Origin of the sequence: Roseibium sediminicola (assembly GCF_023156505.1) — a bacterium.
Classification (GTDB): Bacteria; Pseudomonadota; Alphaproteobacteria; order Rhizobiales; family Stappiaceae; genus Roseibium; species Roseibium sediminicola.
Window position 1 is genome coordinate 346,717 of the sequence record NZ_JALNMJ010000001.1, and the last position, 17,437, is coordinate 364,153.

17 protein-coding genes are annotated in these 17,437 nt (G+C 63.2%); 13 read left to right on the top strand and 4 right to left on the bottom strand.

Annotated elements, in window-relative coordinates:
* Window positions 1–13: 13 nt before the first annotated feature.
* From M0H32_RS01555 to ygfZ, 3 genes are read right to left on the bottom strand one after another with little or no spacing between them, the layout of a single operon-like run.
* The gene (locus M0H32_RS01555; RefSeq protein WP_248149854.1) at window positions 14–523 is read right to left on the bottom strand and encodes a tyrosine phosphatase family protein; all 510 of its coding nucleotides are present in this window, start codon (window positions 521–523) and stop codon (window positions 14–16) included.
* A gap of 53 nt (window positions 524–576) precedes the next feature.
* The gene (locus tag M0H32_RS01560) at window positions 577–1,239 is read right to left on the bottom strand and encodes a YfbR-like 5'-deoxynucleotidase (protein ID WP_248149856.1); all 663 of its coding nucleotides are present in this window, start codon (window positions 1,237–1,239) and stop codon (window positions 577–579) included.
* Between the two features lie 24 nt (window positions 1,240–1,263).
* Window positions 1,264–2,154, bottom strand: a complete 891-nt coding sequence (gene ygfZ, locus M0H32_RS01565) for a CAF17-like 4Fe-4S cluster assembly/insertion protein YgfZ (RefSeq protein WP_248149858.1) — start codon at window positions 2,152–2,154, stop codon at window positions 1,264–1,266.
* Window positions 2,155–2,346: 192 nt separating this feature from the next.
* On the opposite strand from ygfZ, the gene M0H32_RS01570 reads away from it, so the two are divergent.
* The 4 genes from M0H32_RS01570 to M0H32_RS01585 all read left to right on the top strand — a co-directional run bounded on the left by M0H32_RS01570 (window position 2,347) and on the right by M0H32_RS01585 (window position 7,427).
* Window positions 2,347–3,678 carry a dihydroorotase gene (locus tag M0H32_RS01570; RefSeq protein ID WP_248149859.1) on the top strand — a complete coding sequence of 444 codons (1,332 nt, stop codon included), beginning with the start codon at window positions 2,347–2,349 and terminating at the stop codon, window positions 3,676–3,678.
* Between the two features lie 203 nt (window positions 3,679–3,881).
* Window positions 3,882–5,099, top strand: coding sequence for a L,D-transpeptidase (locus tag M0H32_RS01575; protein ID WP_248149861.1), 1,218 nt, complete (start codon window positions 3,882–3,884; stop codon window positions 5,097–5,099).
* A 380-nt stretch (window positions 5,100–5,479) separates the two neighbouring features.
* Complete coding sequence (locus tag M0H32_RS01580) at window positions 5,480–6,742, top strand: BtaA family protein (RefSeq protein ID WP_248149863.1); 1,263 nt, start codon at window positions 5,480–5,482, stop codon at window positions 6,740–6,742.
* Between the two features lie 31 nt (window positions 6,743–6,773).
* A complete protein-coding gene (locus M0H32_RS01585) occupies window positions 6,774–7,427 on the top strand; it encodes a class I SAM-dependent methyltransferase (protein ID WP_248149866.1) in 654 nt (217 codons plus the stop codon).
* 18 nt (window positions 7,428–7,445) lie between these two features.
* Here the strand turns inward: M0H32_RS01585 and M0H32_RS01590 are convergent, their stop codons facing one another.
* A complete protein-coding gene (locus M0H32_RS01590; RefSeq protein WP_248149869.1) occupies window positions 7,446–8,414 on the bottom strand; it encodes a LysR family transcriptional regulator in 969 nt (322 codons plus the stop codon).
* 106 nt (window positions 8,415–8,520) lie between these two features.
* On the opposite strand from M0H32_RS01590, the gene M0H32_RS01595 reads away from it, so the two are divergent.
* The 9 genes from M0H32_RS01595 (at window position 8,521) to M0H32_RS01635 (ending at window position 17,416) form a co-directional block, all read left to right on the top strand.
* Window positions 8,521–9,387 (top strand): ABC transporter permease, encoded by an 867-nt coding sequence (locus tag M0H32_RS01595; protein WP_248149871.1) that lies wholly within the window; start codon window positions 8,521–8,523, stop codon window positions 9,385–9,387.
* Complete coding sequence (locus M0H32_RS01600) at window positions 9,387–10,172, top strand: ABC transporter permease (protein ID WP_248149874.1); 786 nt, start codon at window positions 9,387–9,389, stop codon at window positions 10,170–10,172. The genes M0H32_RS01595 and M0H32_RS01600 overlap by 1 nt, the downstream gene beginning before the upstream one ends.
* A 51-nt stretch (window positions 10,173–10,223) precedes the next feature.
* On the top strand, window positions 10,224–11,363 hold the full coding sequence (locus M0H32_RS01605) for an extracellular solute-binding protein (protein WP_248149877.1): 1,140 nt from the start codon (window positions 10,224–10,226) through the stop codon (window positions 11,361–11,363).
* 75 nt (window positions 11,364–11,438) lie between these two features.
* The gene (locus M0H32_RS01610) at window positions 11,439–12,524 is read left to right on the top strand and encodes an ABC transporter ATP-binding protein (protein ID WP_248149880.1); all 1,086 of its coding nucleotides are present in this window, start codon (window positions 11,439–11,441) and stop codon (window positions 12,522–12,524) included.
* The gene (locus M0H32_RS01615) at window positions 12,521–13,876 is read left to right on the top strand and encodes an aminotransferase family protein (protein WP_248149882.1); all 1,356 of its coding nucleotides are present in this window, start codon (window positions 12,521–12,523) and stop codon (window positions 13,874–13,876) included. Before M0H32_RS01610 ends, M0H32_RS01615 begins: the two co-directional genes overlap by 4 nt.
* Before the next feature lie 9 nt (window positions 13,877–13,885).
* Window positions 13,886–14,815: a 3,5-dioxohexanoate:acetyl-CoA acetone transferase gene (gene kce / locus M0H32_RS01620; protein ID WP_248150535.1), complete on the top strand. Its 930-nt coding sequence runs from the start codon at window positions 13,886–13,888 to the stop codon at window positions 14,813–14,815.
* A 2-nt stretch (window positions 14,816–14,817) separates the two neighbouring features.
* Complete coding sequence (locus tag M0H32_RS01625; RefSeq protein ID WP_248149885.1) at window positions 14,818–15,300, top strand: GNAT family N-acetyltransferase; 483 nt, start codon at window positions 14,818–14,820, stop codon at window positions 15,298–15,300.
* The gene (locus M0H32_RS01630; protein WP_248149887.1) at window positions 15,297–16,319 is read left to right on the top strand and encodes a histone deacetylase family protein; all 1,023 of its coding nucleotides are present in this window, start codon (window positions 15,297–15,299) and stop codon (window positions 16,317–16,319) included. Before M0H32_RS01625 ends, M0H32_RS01630 begins: the two co-directional genes overlap by 4 nt.
* The gene (locus M0H32_RS01635; RefSeq protein ID WP_248149888.1) at window positions 16,316–17,416 is read left to right on the top strand and encodes an NAD(P)/FAD-dependent oxidoreductase; all 1,101 of its coding nucleotides are present in this window, start codon (window positions 16,316–16,318) and stop codon (window positions 17,414–17,416) included. Before M0H32_RS01630 ends, M0H32_RS01635 begins: the two co-directional genes overlap by 4 nt.
* Window positions 17,417–17,437 lie beyond the last annotated feature (21 nt).

Consider the following 17,437-nt stretch of genomic DNA (forward strand, 5'->3'; position numbering starts at 1 on the left):
AAGGCTCCGTCGGTTAGGCGTCGATCGGCATGATGAAGGGGGTGCCTTCAAAGGCATTGGCACCGCGGCCGATGCCGCGAATGGCGTCGATCATGCGGCCGTCCCGGCCGAGCATCTTGTCAGCCATGGCGACGATCCGGGCATTGGGCGTTGCCGAAGGCGAGCGCTCGCGCAAGAGGGCGGCCAACTTGTATTCATCGGATTGCGGATTGAGGGCGCAAGCGGCGACATAGGCCCCGGCTGTCGAGCGGCTGATGCCGGCCCAGCAGTGGATCACCAGCGGCTCCTGCCGGTCCCAGTCCCGGATGAACGCCAGGAACGCCTCGACATGCTGTTCGCTGGCGGGGGTCATTCCTTCCACCGGAACGACGATGTCGTTGAAGGACAGATTGAGATGCCGTTCGGGTGCGATACCGGCCGGTGTCGGCACGGGCATTTCCGCGTTGATCAAGGTGACCACGGATTTCGCGCCGGTCGCGGCGACCGTTTCGGGCAGTTTGGCGAGGGAACAGACGTGCAGCATGACAGAACCGGTTATTGTATCTGCCAGTAAACTAGGGTTATTCGCCCGAAACGTCACCCGTTTGCGGGGCGGCTTTTCGGTTTGTTCCCAGCTTCGCGCAGCGCCTCGATCACCTCGAAGCGCTCCATGAACTTCTCCTGGGCAATCTTCACCGGCAGCGGCTCCAGGCCGTAACGCAGTTTGCCCTCTTCATCGAGCGGAAAGCCACGCGGTTTTCCGAAGATCTTGCCGGCTTCGTCATCGTCGAAACCGGCGAGTTCGACAGCCTCGAAATAGGCGCAGATGATGTCGGCGCGCTTCGCCAGTTTCTTGACGGTCTGTGGGATTTGCGCCGGCAGGCCGAAGCGGAGATGAATGGCGCCTTGAAGGCGCGCTTCCACACCCTTGTAGGCCTCGCCGATCACCGCCTTGAACGGCGAGATCATGTCGCCGATGACATATTCCGGGGCATCATGCAGCAATACCGCCAGCCGCCAGTGCGGCGGCAGGTCCGGTTTCAGCATCAGCGCGATGTCTTCCACCACAAGAGAGTGTTCGGCGACCGAAAAGGCGTGATTGCCGAAGGTCTGGCCGTTCCAGCGGGCCACACGGGCAAGCCCGTGAGCGATGTCCGAGATCTCGACGTCAAGCGGCGAGGGATCGAGAAGGTTCAGGCGTCTTCCGGACAACATGCGCTGCCAGGCGCGGGGCGGCTGATCGGGACGGGCGGCGGACATCGGGCCTCGGCTCAATTCGCGTTTTCACTCCGCGGTGTCCGGCTCCGGCCAGGAAAAACCCGCCCAATCGGGCAGTTTGACCAGAATCTCCGCGTCACCGCATTCAAGAAGGCTGCCGTTGTCCTTGGCTTGGGCGACCTTGTCAAGGCGAACCAGCGCAAGTCCAAAGGAGCGCTCGGCGATGGTCGCGGAAGACCCAAGCACGCCGACGGATTTGCCGCCGGAGATGATCTCGCTGCCCCTGCCGGGCAGGGCCGATGCGCTCTCAACTTGCAGGAAACGCTTGCGCGCCGTGCCGCGATGCTGAACCCGCGAGACCACTTCCTGGCCGACATAACAGCCCTTGGTGAAGGAGACCCCGCCAAGCTGATCCAGATCGGCATCGTGTGGAAAGATGTCGGAATAGTCGAAGTCCCTCAGGCCTTCCGGCACACCGAGCCGGATCCGGTGGGCATGGTAGGCATCAAGGCCGGCATCCGCGCCGCCGAGGGCCTGCGACAGTGCTGCGACAGACCCGGCCAGGCGCCGGCCGAGCGCGGCCAGACGCGGGTCCTCAACGCTCACCAGCGTATCCGGAACATCGGCACCGCCAGCCCAAACGGCAATCACGCCTGTGTCGTCGCCGAGAAGCTCCAGCTCCACCTTTGCCCGCAGCCGGTAGAAGGTCAGCCGCTTCAGGAACTCCGGCGCGGTTTCGGCGGGCGTGTCCAGAAGATAGCCGTCGCCCATCCGGTAGACGAGGAAGTCGAACAGGATCTTGCCCTGAGGTGTCAGCAGCGCCCCGGCGCGGGCGCCAGCCGGTTCCAGGCCGTCGATATCCGCCGTCACCAGGTTCTGCAGAAAGTGCTGGGCCTCCGGGCCGCCGACACGGATCAGCGCGCGGTCGCTCAAATGGGCAAAGGTCGGTAACGGCACGGGGCGCTCCTTGAAAGCTGAGTGGATCGGCCAGATTTTCTTAACCGCCACATAGGCTCTTTGGGGAACAGGGGCAAGGACCGGAATCTGTTCCGCACCATCTGGCCCTTTGCCGCCGGGCCGCGTATAAGCGCGGGCGAATTGATCTGTCCCTTATCTCGAGCCCTGTCTCAACCCGAGTGGAGAAGCCCCATGAGCGCGACCTATGACCTGATCCTGAAAGGCGGAACCGTGGTCAATCAGGACGGGGAGGGGCAACGCGATGTCGCAATCCGGTATGGCCGCATAGCCGGGATCGGCTCCTTCGATGCCTCCCAGGCCGGTGAAATGATCGACTGCACGGGGCTGCATGTCCTGCCGGGCGTCATGGACACACAGGTGCATTTCCGCGAACCGGGGCTTGATCACAAGGAAGACCTGGAATCGGGTTCTCGCGCCGCGGTGATGGGCGGTGTGACAGCCGTTTTTGAAATGCCGAACACCAATCCTCTGACCACGTCCGAAGCGGCGCTCGCCGACAAGGTCAAGCGCGGTCATCACCGCATGCACTGCGATTTTGCCTTCTGGGTCGGTGGCACCCGCGACAACGTCAAGGACATCCCCGAGCTGGAGCGCCTGCCGGCCGCCGCCGGCATCAAGGTGTTCATGGGCTCGTCCACCGGCGACCTCCTGGTCGAGGACGACCAGGGTGTCCGGGACATTCTGTCCGTCACCCGCCGCCGGGCCGCGTTCCATTCCGAGGACGAGTTCCGCCTGCGCGAGCGCCAGGGCGAGCGCGTCGAAGGCGATCCGAGTTCCCACCCGGTCTGGCGCGACGAGATCGCGGCGCTCACCTGCACCCGGCGGCTGGTGTCGATCGCCCGCGAGACCGGTGCCAAGATCCATATCCTGCACCTGTCGACGGCCGAAGAGGTCGACTTCCTGATCGACCACAAGGATGTTGCCTCCATCGAGGTGACCCCGCATCACCTGACGCTGACGGACGAGGCCTACCATCGCCTCGGCACTTTGGTGCAGATGAATCCGCCGGTGCGCGCACCACGCCATTCCGAGCGTCTGTGGTGGGGCCTGAGCCAGGGTATTCTGGACATTTTCGGCTCCGACCACGCGCCGCATCTCCTGGAAGAAAAGCAGAAGCCCTATCCGGCCTCGCCTTCCGGCATGACCGGTGTTCAGACGCTGGTGCCGATCATGCTGGACCACGTCAATGCAGGCCGGCTCAGCCTGGCGCGCTTCGTCGACATGACCAGCGCCGGACCGGCGCGCCTGTTCCAGACCGCGCGCAAGGGCCGGATCGCCGTTGGCTATGATGCCGACTTCACCGTTGTCGATCTCAAGCGCAAGGAGACCATCCGCAACGAGTGGATCGCCTCCAAATGCGGCTGGACGCCCTATGACGGCAAGGAAGTCACCGGCTGGCCGGTCGGCACCATGGTGCGCGGTCAGCGCGTGATGTGGGAAGGCGAACTGGCAACGCCCTCACGCGGCGAAGCGGTCCTGTTCCAGGACGGCTTGAAGCGCTGAAACGCTCACGAAACCCGGTTGGACCGTACAATTTGTGATGTGAATAACAGCCGAAAGCTGGCTAATGTGCGATGACGCAGGGGAAAGGGTGAAGGAAACCAATGAGTAACCGTGTTTCCTAACCCGATCTACACAGGTCTCGCTTAGAGTTTGAGTAGAGCTTTATGGGTTATGCGTTGGGGAGCTCAGGGATGTTGTCAGGAATGAATAATGGCCGCAACAGGCGCGCCCGGGCTGTCACAGGCCTGGCTGCCGCCGCCATGCTTTCGGTCTCAATGGTGTCGGGTGCCACTGCGCGCGACAATGCGCCGGACACTTCGGAAAGTCCGGCCCAGGAAGCACCGCTTCATATGTTGGTGTCGCTTGGGGAACAGCAAATTCAGGTTTATCGCGGCACCGAGCTGATCGAGACCTCGCCGATTTCCTCCGGCAAGCGCGGTCACAGCACACCGACCGGCGTGTTTTCCATTCTGGAAAAAAAGCGCAAGCACTTCTCCAATCTCTATGACGATGCGCCGATGCCGTTCATGCAGCGGCTGACCTGGTCCGGCGTCGCGCTGCATGTCGGCAAGCTGCCGGGCTACCCGGCCTCGCATGGCTGCATCCGCCTGCCGCGGCCGTTCGCCAAGTCGCTTTACAGCATGACCGAACGGGGCATGCATGTTGTGGTGACGAACGACGTCGCCAAGCCGGTCGCCGTCCGCCACACCGTGTTGCCGCAGCCCTATCTGCCGGAAACAACGGTCGCGAGCCTTTCCAGCGAGACCATCGCAGCGGACCCGGCTCTGCGCGGGGCGATCCAGGAAACACCGCTCCAGGCCAGTGTGTCGGCGGTCCTGCCGGAGAACCCGCATTTCGACCGGCCGCTGCGCATGATCATCACGCCGCAGGCCGCGCCGAACAAGATCATGGTGCTGCAGCGCCTGCTCAACCAGCTGGGTTATGATGCCGGCCCGGTCGACGGTGTCGCCGGGCGCAAGACCCGTGCGGCAATCAGCCTCTATCAGGAAGGCGCCGAACTGCCGATCACCGGCATGATCACCAACACGGTTGAAGCTCGCCTCTATGCCGAAGCCGGTTATGAAAAGCCGCAAAACGCCACGCTGCGTGTCCGCCGCAAGTTCCGTGACATCTATTCCGCTCCGGTCACCATCAAAGACCTGGACCGTGAAATCGGCACGCATGTCTTCACGGCGCAGGATTTCAAGCAGGGCGACAAGGCCGTCGACTGGATCGCCGTTTCGGCCGAAGGCGAGCGCGGCGGGGCTCCGATGGACGTGCTCGATCGGGTCGAGATGCCGGAAAAGGTGGCTCTGGAGCTCTCCAAAATGCTGACACCGGGCACCTCGCTGACGATCACCGACCGCAGCTTCAAGCGCAACACCGGCCTCGGCACGGACTTCGTTGTGATCACCCGCTGATTTTTCCGGTCCATCAATCAAGATCAAAAACCCCCGCTCCAGCGGGGGTTTTTTGTTTTCATCAGGACCACCTCTCCACAGTCATCCCGGCCAAGCGGAGCGCGAGCCGGGACCGGGGAGCCGCGAGCGCCGTTAAATTGCTCCTTGTCTTTCGACAGACCTCGGCTCCCCGATCCCGGGTCTCCGCTTCGCTGCGCCCGGGATGACGACGTCAGTGTAAGTTCTTGAGCGGGCCCGCTCCGGCGGGGCTTTCGTTTTCCGGCTCACGGATCGCCTTCTTACCCGGACAAGCGCGCAAAACGCCGAAAGCGTCACCAAACTGTCGTGTCTCTCACGTATCGGAAGGCAGTTTATTCGCGCAGGTGACTCGGGAGAAAGACATGGCGCAGAGCACGCTCACGGCTTCAAAGAAACGGCTCAAGAACGCGGTCCACCGGTCCGAAGCCGCGTCCCGCGAGGGCATTCTGGAGCGCCTGTTCACCTTCGCCTTCAAGGGCCTTGTCTATCCGCAGATCTGGGAAGATCCGGATGTCGACATGAGGGCCCTGCGCCTGACGCCGCAAAGCCGGATGATCACCATTGCCTCCGGTGGCTGCAACGTCATGTCCTATCTGACGGCCAATCCGGCCGAAATCACTGCCGTTGACCTGAACCGGGCCCATGTCGCCCTGGGCCGGCTGAAGCTTGCGGCAGCCAAGCACTTTCCGAATTACGAGACCTTCTACCGCTTCTTCGGCGAGGCGGATGAGAAGGCCAATGTCGCCGCCTATGAGCGTTTCCTGAAAGACAATCTCGACCCGGAAACGCACGCCTACTGGGAAGGCCGTGATCTGGCCAACTGGGGCCGAAAGCGCATAACCCTGTTCTCCCGCGATCTCTATCATCACGGTCTTCTGGGCTATTGCATCGGTGTCGGCCACCTGGTGGCAAAGCTCTACGGCATCGATCCGAAACACATGGTCAAGACCAAGTCTCTGGAAGAGCAGCGCAGCTTCTTCGACACGGCGCTGGCGCCGCTGTTCGACAAGCGCCTGGTCCGGTGGGCAACCTCGAAGAAAATGTCGCTCTACGGCCTCGGCATCCCGCCGGCACAATATGACGCGCTGGTCTCGGCCAGCGCGGAAGGCGACATGTCGGCCGTCCTGCGTCAGCGGCTGAAAAAACTCGCCTGCGATTTCTCCATGCAGGACAATTATTTTGCCTGGCAGGCCTTCGGCCGCGGCTACGCGCCGGGCTCGGCCGGTTCCACCGGTGAATCCGGACCGCTGCCACCCTATCTGAAGCGCGACCATTTTGAAGACATCCGCGAGCGCGCCGGCCGCGTCCGCGTGCTCAACCGGAACTTCACCGAGCATCTGCAGTCGGTCGCCGACGACACGCTCGATGCCTATGTGCTGCTCGATGCCCAGGACTGGATGACCGACCACCAGCTGAACGCGCTGTGGAGCGAGATCACCCGGACAGCGCGTCCGGGCGCAAGGGTCATCTTCCGCACGGCCGCCGAGCCGACCCTGCTGCCTGGCCGCGTCGCCGACGAGATCCTGGACCGCTGGACCTACGAGGAAGAAGAAAGCCTGGAGCTCGGCCGGCAGGACCGCTCATCCATCTATGGCGGCTTCCACCTCTATGTCTTCAAAGGCTGATCAAGCGAACACGGCACGGACGGACCCAACGATGAGCGAAGCTGTCGAAACAGCCCGGCTGATGGACGCCGTCTATCGCCACCAGCGCCACTTCTACGACCTGACCCGCAAATACTACCTGCTCGGCCGGGATCTGTTGATCGAGGAGCTGCGGCCACCGTCAGGGGGCGTGGTGCTGGAGCTAGGCTGCGGCACCGGCCGCAATCTGATTGCCGCCGCCAAACGCTATCCGGAGGTTCGCTTTTACGGCCTCGACATATCACGGCACATGCTGGAAACGGCGCAGAAGAACATCGACAAGGCGGGGCTTTCCGAGCGGATCACCCTGATCGAAGGCGATGCCGCCAACCCGGCGGCAACCGAAGGCCTCGGCGTTCCCGCCTTCGACCGGGTTTTCTATTCCTATACGCTGTCGATGATCCCGATCTGGCGCGAGGCGCTCGCCGCCGGCGCGGCTCGTCTCAAGGACGGCGGCCGCATCCACGTGGTCGATTTCGGCCAGCAGAAAGGCCTGCCCGGCTGGTTCCGCAAGCTGTTGTTCACGTGGCTGGCGTCATTCCATGTGTCGCCGCGCGCGGAGCTGCAGATGGAATTGCAAGGTCTTGCGGAGCGGACCGGCATGAAGCTCGCCTTCCGGCCGCTTTATCGCGATTATGCCGAGTATGCGGAGCTCAGCAAGGGCTGACATCGCGCTGTCGCGGGCTCACCGATACGTCCTTTCCTCGATCGGCGTTTGCCGGATCTTTTCCAGCAGCATCTCCAGGAGCGCCTTTTCGGCCCGGTTGAGCTTGGCCTTGGGGTTCCAGACCACATGCACGTCGATCTGGGGCAGGGCGTCATAAGGCGGCAGCTGCCAGAGCAGGCCTTCGGCTATATCCCGCTTGACCACGTGGACGGGCAGGGGACCGACACCGAGGCCGGCGATGATCATGCGCCGGACTTCCTCCAGGTTGGCAGACGTTCCGACGACCCGGTCCTCCAGATCCGCTTCGGCGCGCATCAGCGTCACGGGCCTGAGAGCGTCTTCCAGGCGGTCGGTGACGAAACTGACGGCGGACTGGCCGGCGAGATCCGTCTTGGTCAGATCGCTCTTGCCGAAAAGCGCGTGAGGCGGGCCGCAGAACAGGCCGAAGAACTCGCGGAAGAGACGCAGATATTCCAGCTTCGGATTGCGGTCGCGGACCAGGCAGACGGCAAGCGAGGCCCGGCGCGAGGTTACGGCCTCCAGGGCGTTCTTGCTGGCCGAGACATTGATCGAGAGCGTCGCCGCCGGATGGCACTCGTGGAACTCCCGCAACGTGTCGTCGAACAGCGGACTGACCACGTGACTGGCCATGGCAATCTCGACATGGCCGCGGACCTCGTCGGTGACATCGCGCATCAGGGTGCCGAGCCTGAGGATGGACCCCTGGATCTCGACCGCCTCCTTGAGGAGAAGCGTGCCGGCCTCGGTCAGCTCGAACTGACCCGGCTTGCGGTGGATCAGCTTGCGGCCGAGCCGGTCTTCCAGCCGTTTCAAGGCACTGGAGACCGTCGGCTGTTTCAGCCGCAGCCGGTCGGCCGCCCGTGTCACGCTGCCCGACTGGGCCAGCACGATGAAGGTCCTCAAGAGGTTCCAGTCCAGCTCCCGGGCGAGACGTTCGGCCTGGATGGGGCGCAATTCCTCGGTCATAGTTTCAATCTATAGTCAGAATTTTGAATATCTATTTGATCAATGAAGTGCCGCCTGCAACGCTGAAGTCAAGCAATTTTGACAGGGGATCAGGTGGGATGAACGGATGAGCGTCGAGGCACGGGAGCGACGACAACCCTGGATTCTGCTGTCGCCTGCGTTGACGGCGGTGGGGTTGCTGCTGTTCGTGCCGCTCATGTTCATCGTAGTCTATTCCTTCTGGCTGCGCACCGCGACGGGCGCCGACCAGGCGGGTTTCTATTTCGACAACTGGAACGAGGCGCTCACCGATCCCTTCTATCGGGACATCCTCCTGAGCACGCTCCGGATCGCCGCGATCACGACGATTGCCTGCGCGGTCATGGGTTACCCGGCGGCCTATTTCATTGCCCGCGCCCGCAGCAACAAGGCGCTTCTGCTTCTGCTTTTGATGCTGCCCTTCTGGATCAGCTACATCATCCGCACCATGTCCTGGATCAACATCCTGGGCGTTTCCGGCGCGGTCAACTGGCTGCTCCTGAACCTTGGCATCGTCGATGAGCCGGTCCAGATGCTCTATAACGAACCGACCGTGATCCTCGGCCTGGTGCATTTCCTGCTGCCCTTCATGGTGCTGAATGTCTATGTCGCGCTCGAAGGCATCGACATCTCGCTGGAAGACGCCGCCTGTTCGCTCGGTTCGACCCGCTGGCAGGCCTTCCGGGAGGTGACCCTGCCGCTGTCCCTGCCGGGCCTTGCCGCCGGCGGTCTGCTCTGCTTTGTCCTGAGCGCGGGCACCTATATCACCCCGCTCGTCCTCGGCGGTCCGACGGACGCCATGTTCGCAAATCTCGTCTTCGAGGCGATCATCACCCAGCTCAACTGGCCGCTCGGTTCCGCCCTGTCGCTGATGCTGCTCGCCGTGCTCGGCGCGCTGGTGCTGATCTACAACCATTATCTCGGCATGGCGCAACTGATGAAGGGGCTGGGCTGATGGGCTGGAACCTGATCCGCATCTACACGCTGCTCGTCTACCTGTTCATGTTCCTGCCGGTGGCCGTGGTCGTGCTCCTGAGCTTCAACGCCAGCCAGTTCGGCAGCTTCCCGATGACCGGCTTCTCCTTCCGCTGGTTCGTCGAACTCGCCCAAAACGAGGCGATCCTGCGCGCTTTCCAGACCTCGATCGTGCTCGGTGCGCTGACGGCGGTGATCTCCACGACCCTCGGCGTTCTCGCCAGCCTCGCGCTGGTGCGCTACGAGGTGCCCGGCCGCAACCTCATCTCCACGCTCCTGATCGCGCCGATCCTGGTGCCCGAGGTGGTGCTCGCGGTCGCGCTGCTGCTGTTCCTGAATTTCCTCGCCATCAACAAGAGCTTCTTCCTGCTGCTGATGGGCCACGTCATCTTCACGTTGCCCTTTGTCATCCTGGTTGTGCAGGCGCGGCTGGTCGGCATTCGCAGGGACTACGAGGAAGCCGCCCTCAGCCTCGGCGCCAGCCCGGTTCAGGCCTTTTTCCAGATCACCCTGCCGTTGCTGGCCCCGGCCGTCTTCGCCGGCATGCTCTTCGCCTTCACCATCAGCTTCGACGACATCACCGGCACGCTCTTCTGGAAGCCGGGCGGGGTGGAAACCGTGCCGACCCAGATCTTCGCCATGCTGCGCAATTCGATCTCACCGGAGATCAATGCGCTCGGCACCGTGATGATCTTCCTCACCGTCGGATTGCCGCTCCTTGGGCTGGCAATCGCCCGGCGGATGGCCATGCAGCGCGGCGGTTAGAACCGCGCGAACGAATAAAACCTGAACGATAAAACCAGAGTGGACAGAAAAATGGACAGCACCAAACGTTACGAACGCTTGCGCGAACGCTATCTGAACGGCGATCTCGACCGCCGCAAATTCCTCGGGTTGATCGGCGCCGCCGGTCTTGCCTATGGCGTGCAGACGCCTTTCTCCCGCCAGGCCCTGGCGGCGGCCGAAGAGGTCCGCTTCGACGGCTGGGGTGGCGTCGTCTCCGAGGCCTTCCGCAAATACGCCTTCGATCCCTACACGGAAAAGACCGGGGTCAAGGTGGTCGACGGCACTTTCGGTGGCGGCGATGAATATCTCTCCCGCGTCAAGGCCAGCCAGGAAGGCGAATACAACATCGCGCATCTTTCCGGCGTCTTCGACTATGCGCGCTACGTCAATCTCGGGCTGAACTCGACGCTGAACGAGGACAACATCCCGAACCTGAAATATGTCATTCCGAAGCTGACCGACGTCTTCCGGGGTGTGACCGACGGCAAGCTCTCCTGCGTGCCCTATGACTACGGCACCACGGGCATTGCCTATAACCGGAAATACATCTCCGATGAGGAAGCCAAGGAGAAGGGCGCCAAGCTGCTGATCGACGCGGCCTACAAGGGCAAGATCGGCGGCTGGTCCGACTGGCGCACCCGCGTCTGGTACGCCTCGCTCCAGACCGGCCAGGATCCGAACAACGCCACCGACATGGACGCGGTCTGGGAAGCCGTGCGCACCAACCGCGACCTGCTGCTGAAATACTGGCAGTCCGGCGCCGAGCTGATGAGCTTGCTCGCCGAGGAGGAAATCTATGTCACCGAGGGTTGGTCCGGCCGCATCTACGCGCTGCAGGAGCAGGGTCATGACATCGGTTACATCGATCCGCCCAACGGTTTTGGCTGGCAGGAATGCCTGTTCGTGATCAAGGGCTCGCCGATGGCCGAGGTCGAGGAGCTGCTCAACTTCATGCTGGCTCCGGAAACCTCCATCGCTGTCGCCGAAGGCCAGAACTACCCGCCGGCGCTCGACCCGAACAAGGTCGATCTCGGCAAGAAGATCCCGACCCTGCCGGCCTTCGATCCGACCGGCACCCTGGACGGCCTGACCTTCGCCAATCCGGATTACTGGAACGGCCACGAGGCGGACTGGTCCAAGACCTTCGGCCGGATCCAGAAGGGCTACTGAGCCTGAAACACAAGATCAGCCCGCCGCCGGTCACGGCGGCGGGCCTCCCCGCATCCCGACAGCCGGAGTAATGGCGTGAGCGCAGTCACCCTCACCAATATCGTCAAGAAGTTCGGCGGCTTCACCGCCGTTCACCGGATGAGCATGGACATTCCCGACGGCAGCTTCGTCACGCTGCTTGGGCCCTCCGGATGCGGCAAGACAACAACCCTCAGGATGATCGCCGGCCTCATCGACCCCTCAGAAGGCGACATCACGATCAAGGGACAACGCATCAACGACGTGCCCATCCACAAGCGCAATCTCGGACTGGTGTTCCAGAACTACGCGCTCTTCCCGCACAAGACGATTGCCGAAAACGTCGCTTTCGGGCTCAAATACCGGGACATCTCGAAGGCCGACGCGGAGAAGAAGGTGAAAGACGCCCTGGAGCTCGTGCAGCTCCCACATGTCAGCGATCGTTATCCGAAACAATTGTCCGGCGGACAGCAGCAGCGCATCGCGCTGGCCCGGGCGATTGTCATCGAGCCGGACGTGCTCTTGCTCGACGAACCGCTGTCGGCGCTGGATGCCAACCTGCGCGAGGACATGCGTGTGGAACTGAAACGCATCCAGCACCGGATCGGCATCACAACCGTCTTCGTTACCCACGACCAGTCCGAGGCGCTCGCCATGTCGGACCGGATCGTTGTCATGTCGAACGGCCGTGTGGAACAGATCGGCTCGCCGGAAGAGGTCTACAACACCCCGGCCAGCGAATTCGTGTCGCGGTTCCTGGGTATTTCCAACATCCTGCCGGCAACCTGCAAGGAGGTGAATGGCAGTGGCCTGGCGCTGGAACTGGCCGATTTTGGCCGGGTCACCGTGCCCAAGGAACGCGCGCCCAATGTCGGCGAAGCCGGTCCGGCCCAGCTGGTCATCCGCGCCGAAAAACTGCTTCTGGCCGACAAGACCGCGCCGCTGGACGACCGCATCGCGCTGGATGGCGTTGTTGAGGCCGTCGACTATCAGGGTCAGGCAGCCCGCTATTTTGTCCGCGTCGGCGGCCACCAGCTCCAGGCGGTGAACATGATTGACCAGCGACCCTTCCAGGAAGGCACCGCCGTCTCGGTGCGCTTCCGCCCGCGTGACTGCGCCGCGCTTCCGGGAGCTGCAGCATGAGCCGTCCTGAAACCTCTCATCTTTTCTACCAGACCCGGCAGCGGCGGCCGGTGCTTGACCAGGCCCGCGGCGTCTACATGTGGGATGTCGACGGCAAGCGCTACCTGGACGGCTCTTCCGGCGCAATGGTCTGTAACATCGGCCATTCCAATCCGCGTGTGCTGGAGGCCATGCGCAAGCAGATGGACAAGTCGACCTTCGGCTACCGGCTGCATTTCGAGACCGAGCCGGCCGAGCATCTTGCCGCCAAGACCGCCAGCTTGGCCCCGGAGGGGCTGGACAAGGTGTTCTTCGTGTCCGGTGGCTCGGAAGCGGTCGAAAGCGCCATCAAGCTGGCCCGCCAGAACGCGGTCGCTATCGGTGAAGCGCAGCGGACCAAGGTTATTTCCCGCGAACCTTCCTATCACGGCTGCACGCTTGGGGCGCTGGCGCTGACCGGCTACGCGCCGCTGACCGCGCCGTTCGAGCCGATGATGCGGCCGATGCCGAAGATCCCGGCGCCGCGCGCCTATCTCGACGGGCTCGACCCGGAGGACGAGGCCACCGGGCATCACTATGCCGACATGCTGGAGGAGAGGATCCTGGCCGAAGGTCCGGAAACGATCCTTGCCTTCATTGTCGAACCGGTCGGCGGTGCGTCCACCGGCGCGCTGGTGCCGCCCAGGGGCTACATGAAACGCATTCGCGAGATCTGCAGCCGTTACGGTGTGCTCCTGATCCATGACGAGGTCATGTCCGGCGGCGGGCGTACCGGCAAGTTCTTTGCCGCCGAGCACTGGGACGTCGATCCCGACATCCTGGTGATCTCGAAGGGCTTCGCGGCGGGCTACGCGCCGCTCGGCGCCATGGTGGCGCACAGGGACATTGTCGCCAACGTGCTCGACGCGGGTGGCTTCCTGCATGGCTTCACCTATGCCGGCAACCCGCTAGCCTGCGCGGCCGGGCTCGCGGTGCTGGAAGAGATCGAACGGGAGAACCTCTGTGCGAACGCGGCGGCGACCGGCACCTTGCTGAAAGGCGAGCTCACCAAGCTGATGGAGCGCTACTCGATCATTGGCGATGTCCGCGGCGAAGGGCTGTTGCTGGCCTTCGAACTGGTCGACGACCGCACCACCATGCGGCCTCTGCCGAGAGAATTGAATGCCTTCAATCACCTGGTCGACATTGCCTACGACAACGGCCTGATTATTTATTCCCGTCGTACGCGGGGCGGCTATTGCGGCGATCATTTCCTGATCGCACCACCAATGATATCGACGTCCGGTCATGTCGCCGAAATCATCGACGGGCTCGATATTTCCCTCCGGCAGCTGCTCGACAGGATCTCGCAGCAACGCGCCCAAGCCAGTTAATTGACCGAAATGACAGACAAGATCATCATCACCTGTGCCATCACGGGCTCCATTCACACACCCACCATGTCGCCGCACCTGCCGGTCACGGCCGCCGAAATCGCCGGCCAGTCCATCGGTGCGGCCGAGGCGGGTGCCGCCATCCTGCATCTTCATGCCCGCAACCCTGAGACCGGCCAGCCGTCTGCCAGTGCGAAGGACTTCATGGCGTTCCTGCCGGAGATCAAGGCCGGCTGCGACGCAGTGCTCAATCTCACCACCGGCGGCAGCGCGTTGATGAGCCTGGAGCAACGCCTGGAAGGACCGCTCGCCGCCGAACCTGAAATGTGCTCGCTCAACATGGGCACCATGAATTTCGCGCTCTATCCGCTGGCGAGCCGCTATGACAGCTGGCAGCACGATTGGGAAAAGCCGTTCCTGGAGAATTCGGACGATCTCGTCTTCAAGAACACGCCGCGCGACATTGCCCAGGTGCTTGTCAGCATGGGCCAGGAACGCGGCGCCCGCTTCGAATTCGAGTGTTATGACGTCAGCCATCTCTACATGCTGCGCCATTTCGCCGACCGCGGCCTGGTCAAGGCGCCCTTCTTCATCCAGTTCGTCTTTGGCGTTCTGGGCGGCATCGGCGCCGATCCTGAAAACCTTCAGCACATGAAGCGGATCGCGGACAAGCTGTTTGGAGACGACTACCTGTTCTCCGTGCTTGCCGCCGGACGCCAGCAGATCCCGTTCGCCACCATCGCCGCCTGCATGGGCGGACACGTGCGGGTGGGCCTGGAGGACAACCTCTTTATCGGCAAGGGCGAGCTTGCCCGATCCAATGCCGAGCAAGTGCAGAAGATCCGCCGGATCGCGGAGGAACTGGGCCGCAAAGTCGCAACGCCGGCCGAGGCGAGGGCGATGCTCGGCCTGAAGGGCGCCGACAGGACGGCCTTCTGACCATGACGGAGATCACCATCAAACAAGCGGAGCGTGACGATGCAGCGCGGCTTCATCACGCGTTGACGCGGCTTTCGGCGGATATGGGCGACACCCATGCCGCAAGTCTCGACACCTTGCTGCGGCACGGTTTTTCGCAGACGCCCGCCTTCTTCGCCCTGCTTGCAACACGCGGCGAGCAGACCGTCGGTGCGCTGGTGGCCTCGCCGGTCTTTTCGACGACGCGCGGTGGCGCGGGGCTTTACGTTTCGGATCTCTGGGTGGCGGCGGAAGCGCGCGGCGCCGGGCTTGGGCCACGGCTGCTGGCAGCCGCGCTCGACCATGCACCGGAGAGCTGGACCGTCACCTTTCTGAAACTCGCCGTCTATCACGACAATCCGGACGCGCGCAGATTTTACGAACGTCTGGGCTTTGAACCAAGGCAGGACGAGACCGTGTTCGACCTACAAGGACCGGCGCTGGACAATTTGAGGAAACGCCCATGAAAGCGATATTCGACGAGCGCCAGTGGGCGCATGATCCAAAGCATTTCATGGCCAATGGAACACGTCTGGCGAACCCGGAACAGCCGCGCCGCATCGAGGTGCTGAAAGCGGGCGCGGAAGCCGCAGGCTGCCGTTTCGAAGCGCCGAGGGATCATGGCCTCGGTCCGATCGCGGCTCTGCATTCGGCGGAATATCTGGTGTTCCTGCAGACGATCCATGAGCGCTGGTCTCGGATCGAGGGAGCGTCGGACGAGGTCATTCCCAATATCCATCCGGACCGGCGCACGGCCAGCTATCCGCGCTCGGCGGTCGGTCAGGCCGGCTTTCACCAGGCCGATACCAGCTGCCCGATCGCGGCCGGTACCTGGGAGGCCGCCTACTGGTCCGCCCAGAGCGCGGTCCATGGCGCAGACCTGATGGCGGCTGGCGAACAGGCGGCCTATGTGCTGTCGCGCCCACCGGGGCATCATGCCTTCGGCGATCTCGCCGGCGGCTTCTGCTTCCTGAACAATTCCGGCATTGCGGCGGAACGCCTTCTGAAAGCCGGCAAACGGCCTGCGATCCTGGATATTGACGTTCATCACGGCAATGGCACGCAAGGCATTTTCTATGAGCGCGGTGACATCCTGACGGTGTCGCTTCATGCTGATCCGGTCCGTTTCTATCCCTTTTTCTGGGGCCATAGCCACGAGCGCGGCGAGGGCGCCGGGCGCGGCTGCAATCTCAACCTGCCGCTGGTGCGCGGTACGGGCGACGACGATTACCTGAAAACCCTTCAGACGGCCTTTGAACACATTCGCGCCTTCGGCACGGATGTTCTGATTGTCGCACTCGGCCTGGACGCCTATGAAAAGGATCCGCTGAAAGGCCTTGCCATCACCACGCCTGGCTTCAACCGCATCGGCGCGGCGATTGCCGGGCTCGGCCTGCCAACGCTTTTTGTGCAGGAGGGCGGATACCTCTCCGAGGAACTTGGCCTGAATCTCACCAGCTTCCTGAAAGGATTCCAGGACGCATGATCGAAACATCGGATTTTCTGGTCATCGGCGGCGGCATTGCCGGCGCCGGCGCAGCGGCACGGCTGGCGCCGGACGCATCTGTCACCGTTCTGGAGATGGAAGACGCGCTCGGTCGCCACGCGACCGGACGCTCTGCCGCGATCTTCATCCGCAACTATGGCAACCGGACCTTGCGCGCCCTGAATGCAGTTTCCGAACCGGTTCTGGAGAATCCGGACGGCATTGCGGAGGACAGCCTGTTGTCGCCGCGCGGCGAGATGCTGATCGCAACGGAAGACGAACTGGACGCCTTCGAGAGCTACCTGAACGGTGCCGAGGGCATGGAAACCCTGACCGCCGATGAGGCCGTCGACCTCTTTCCGCTGCTGCGCAAGGAAGGCATCGCGGCGGCCGCAATCGAGCGCGATGCTCGCGACATCGATGTCGACCGGCTGCTGCAGGGTTTCGCGCGCTTGGCCAAACGGCATGGCACGCAATTCGTCATGGACGCACCGGCTGAGCGCATCAGCCGCTCTTCAGGCATCTGGAGGGTGGAAACGCCCAAGGGCGCGTTCGAGGCGCCGGTCCTGATCAATGCCGCCGGAGCCTGGGCGGACCAGGTTGCCGCTCTGGCACGGGTGAAGAAGGTCGGCCTTGTGCCGATGCGCCGATCGGCGGCGATCGTGCCGGCACCGGAGGGCGTCGACATCACCGGTTGGCCGCTGGTCGCCAGCGCCTCGGAGAGCTGGTACGCAAAACCCGATGCCGGCAAGTTCATGGTCTCGCCCGCTGATGAAGATCCGGTCGAACCGCATGACGCCTGGGCCGACGACATGGTTCTGGCGGAAGGACTTCACCGCTTCGAACAGGCCGTGACCATGCCGGTGACCCGGGTGGAGCGGAACTGGGCGGGTCTCAGGAGCTTTGTCTCCGACCGGACCCCCGTTGTCGGCTTTGCCCCTGACGCGGAGGGCTTTTTCTGGCTTGCCGGGCAGGGCGGCTACGGCGTACAAACGGCCCCCGCCCTCTCGCGGCTCGTCGCGGATCTTTGCCTCAAACGTCCGTCCGAGCTGACTGGCGAAGTGGTGGCGGCCCTCGATCCGGCCCGCTTGTTCTGAGCGGGATCCGCTTTCAAAACC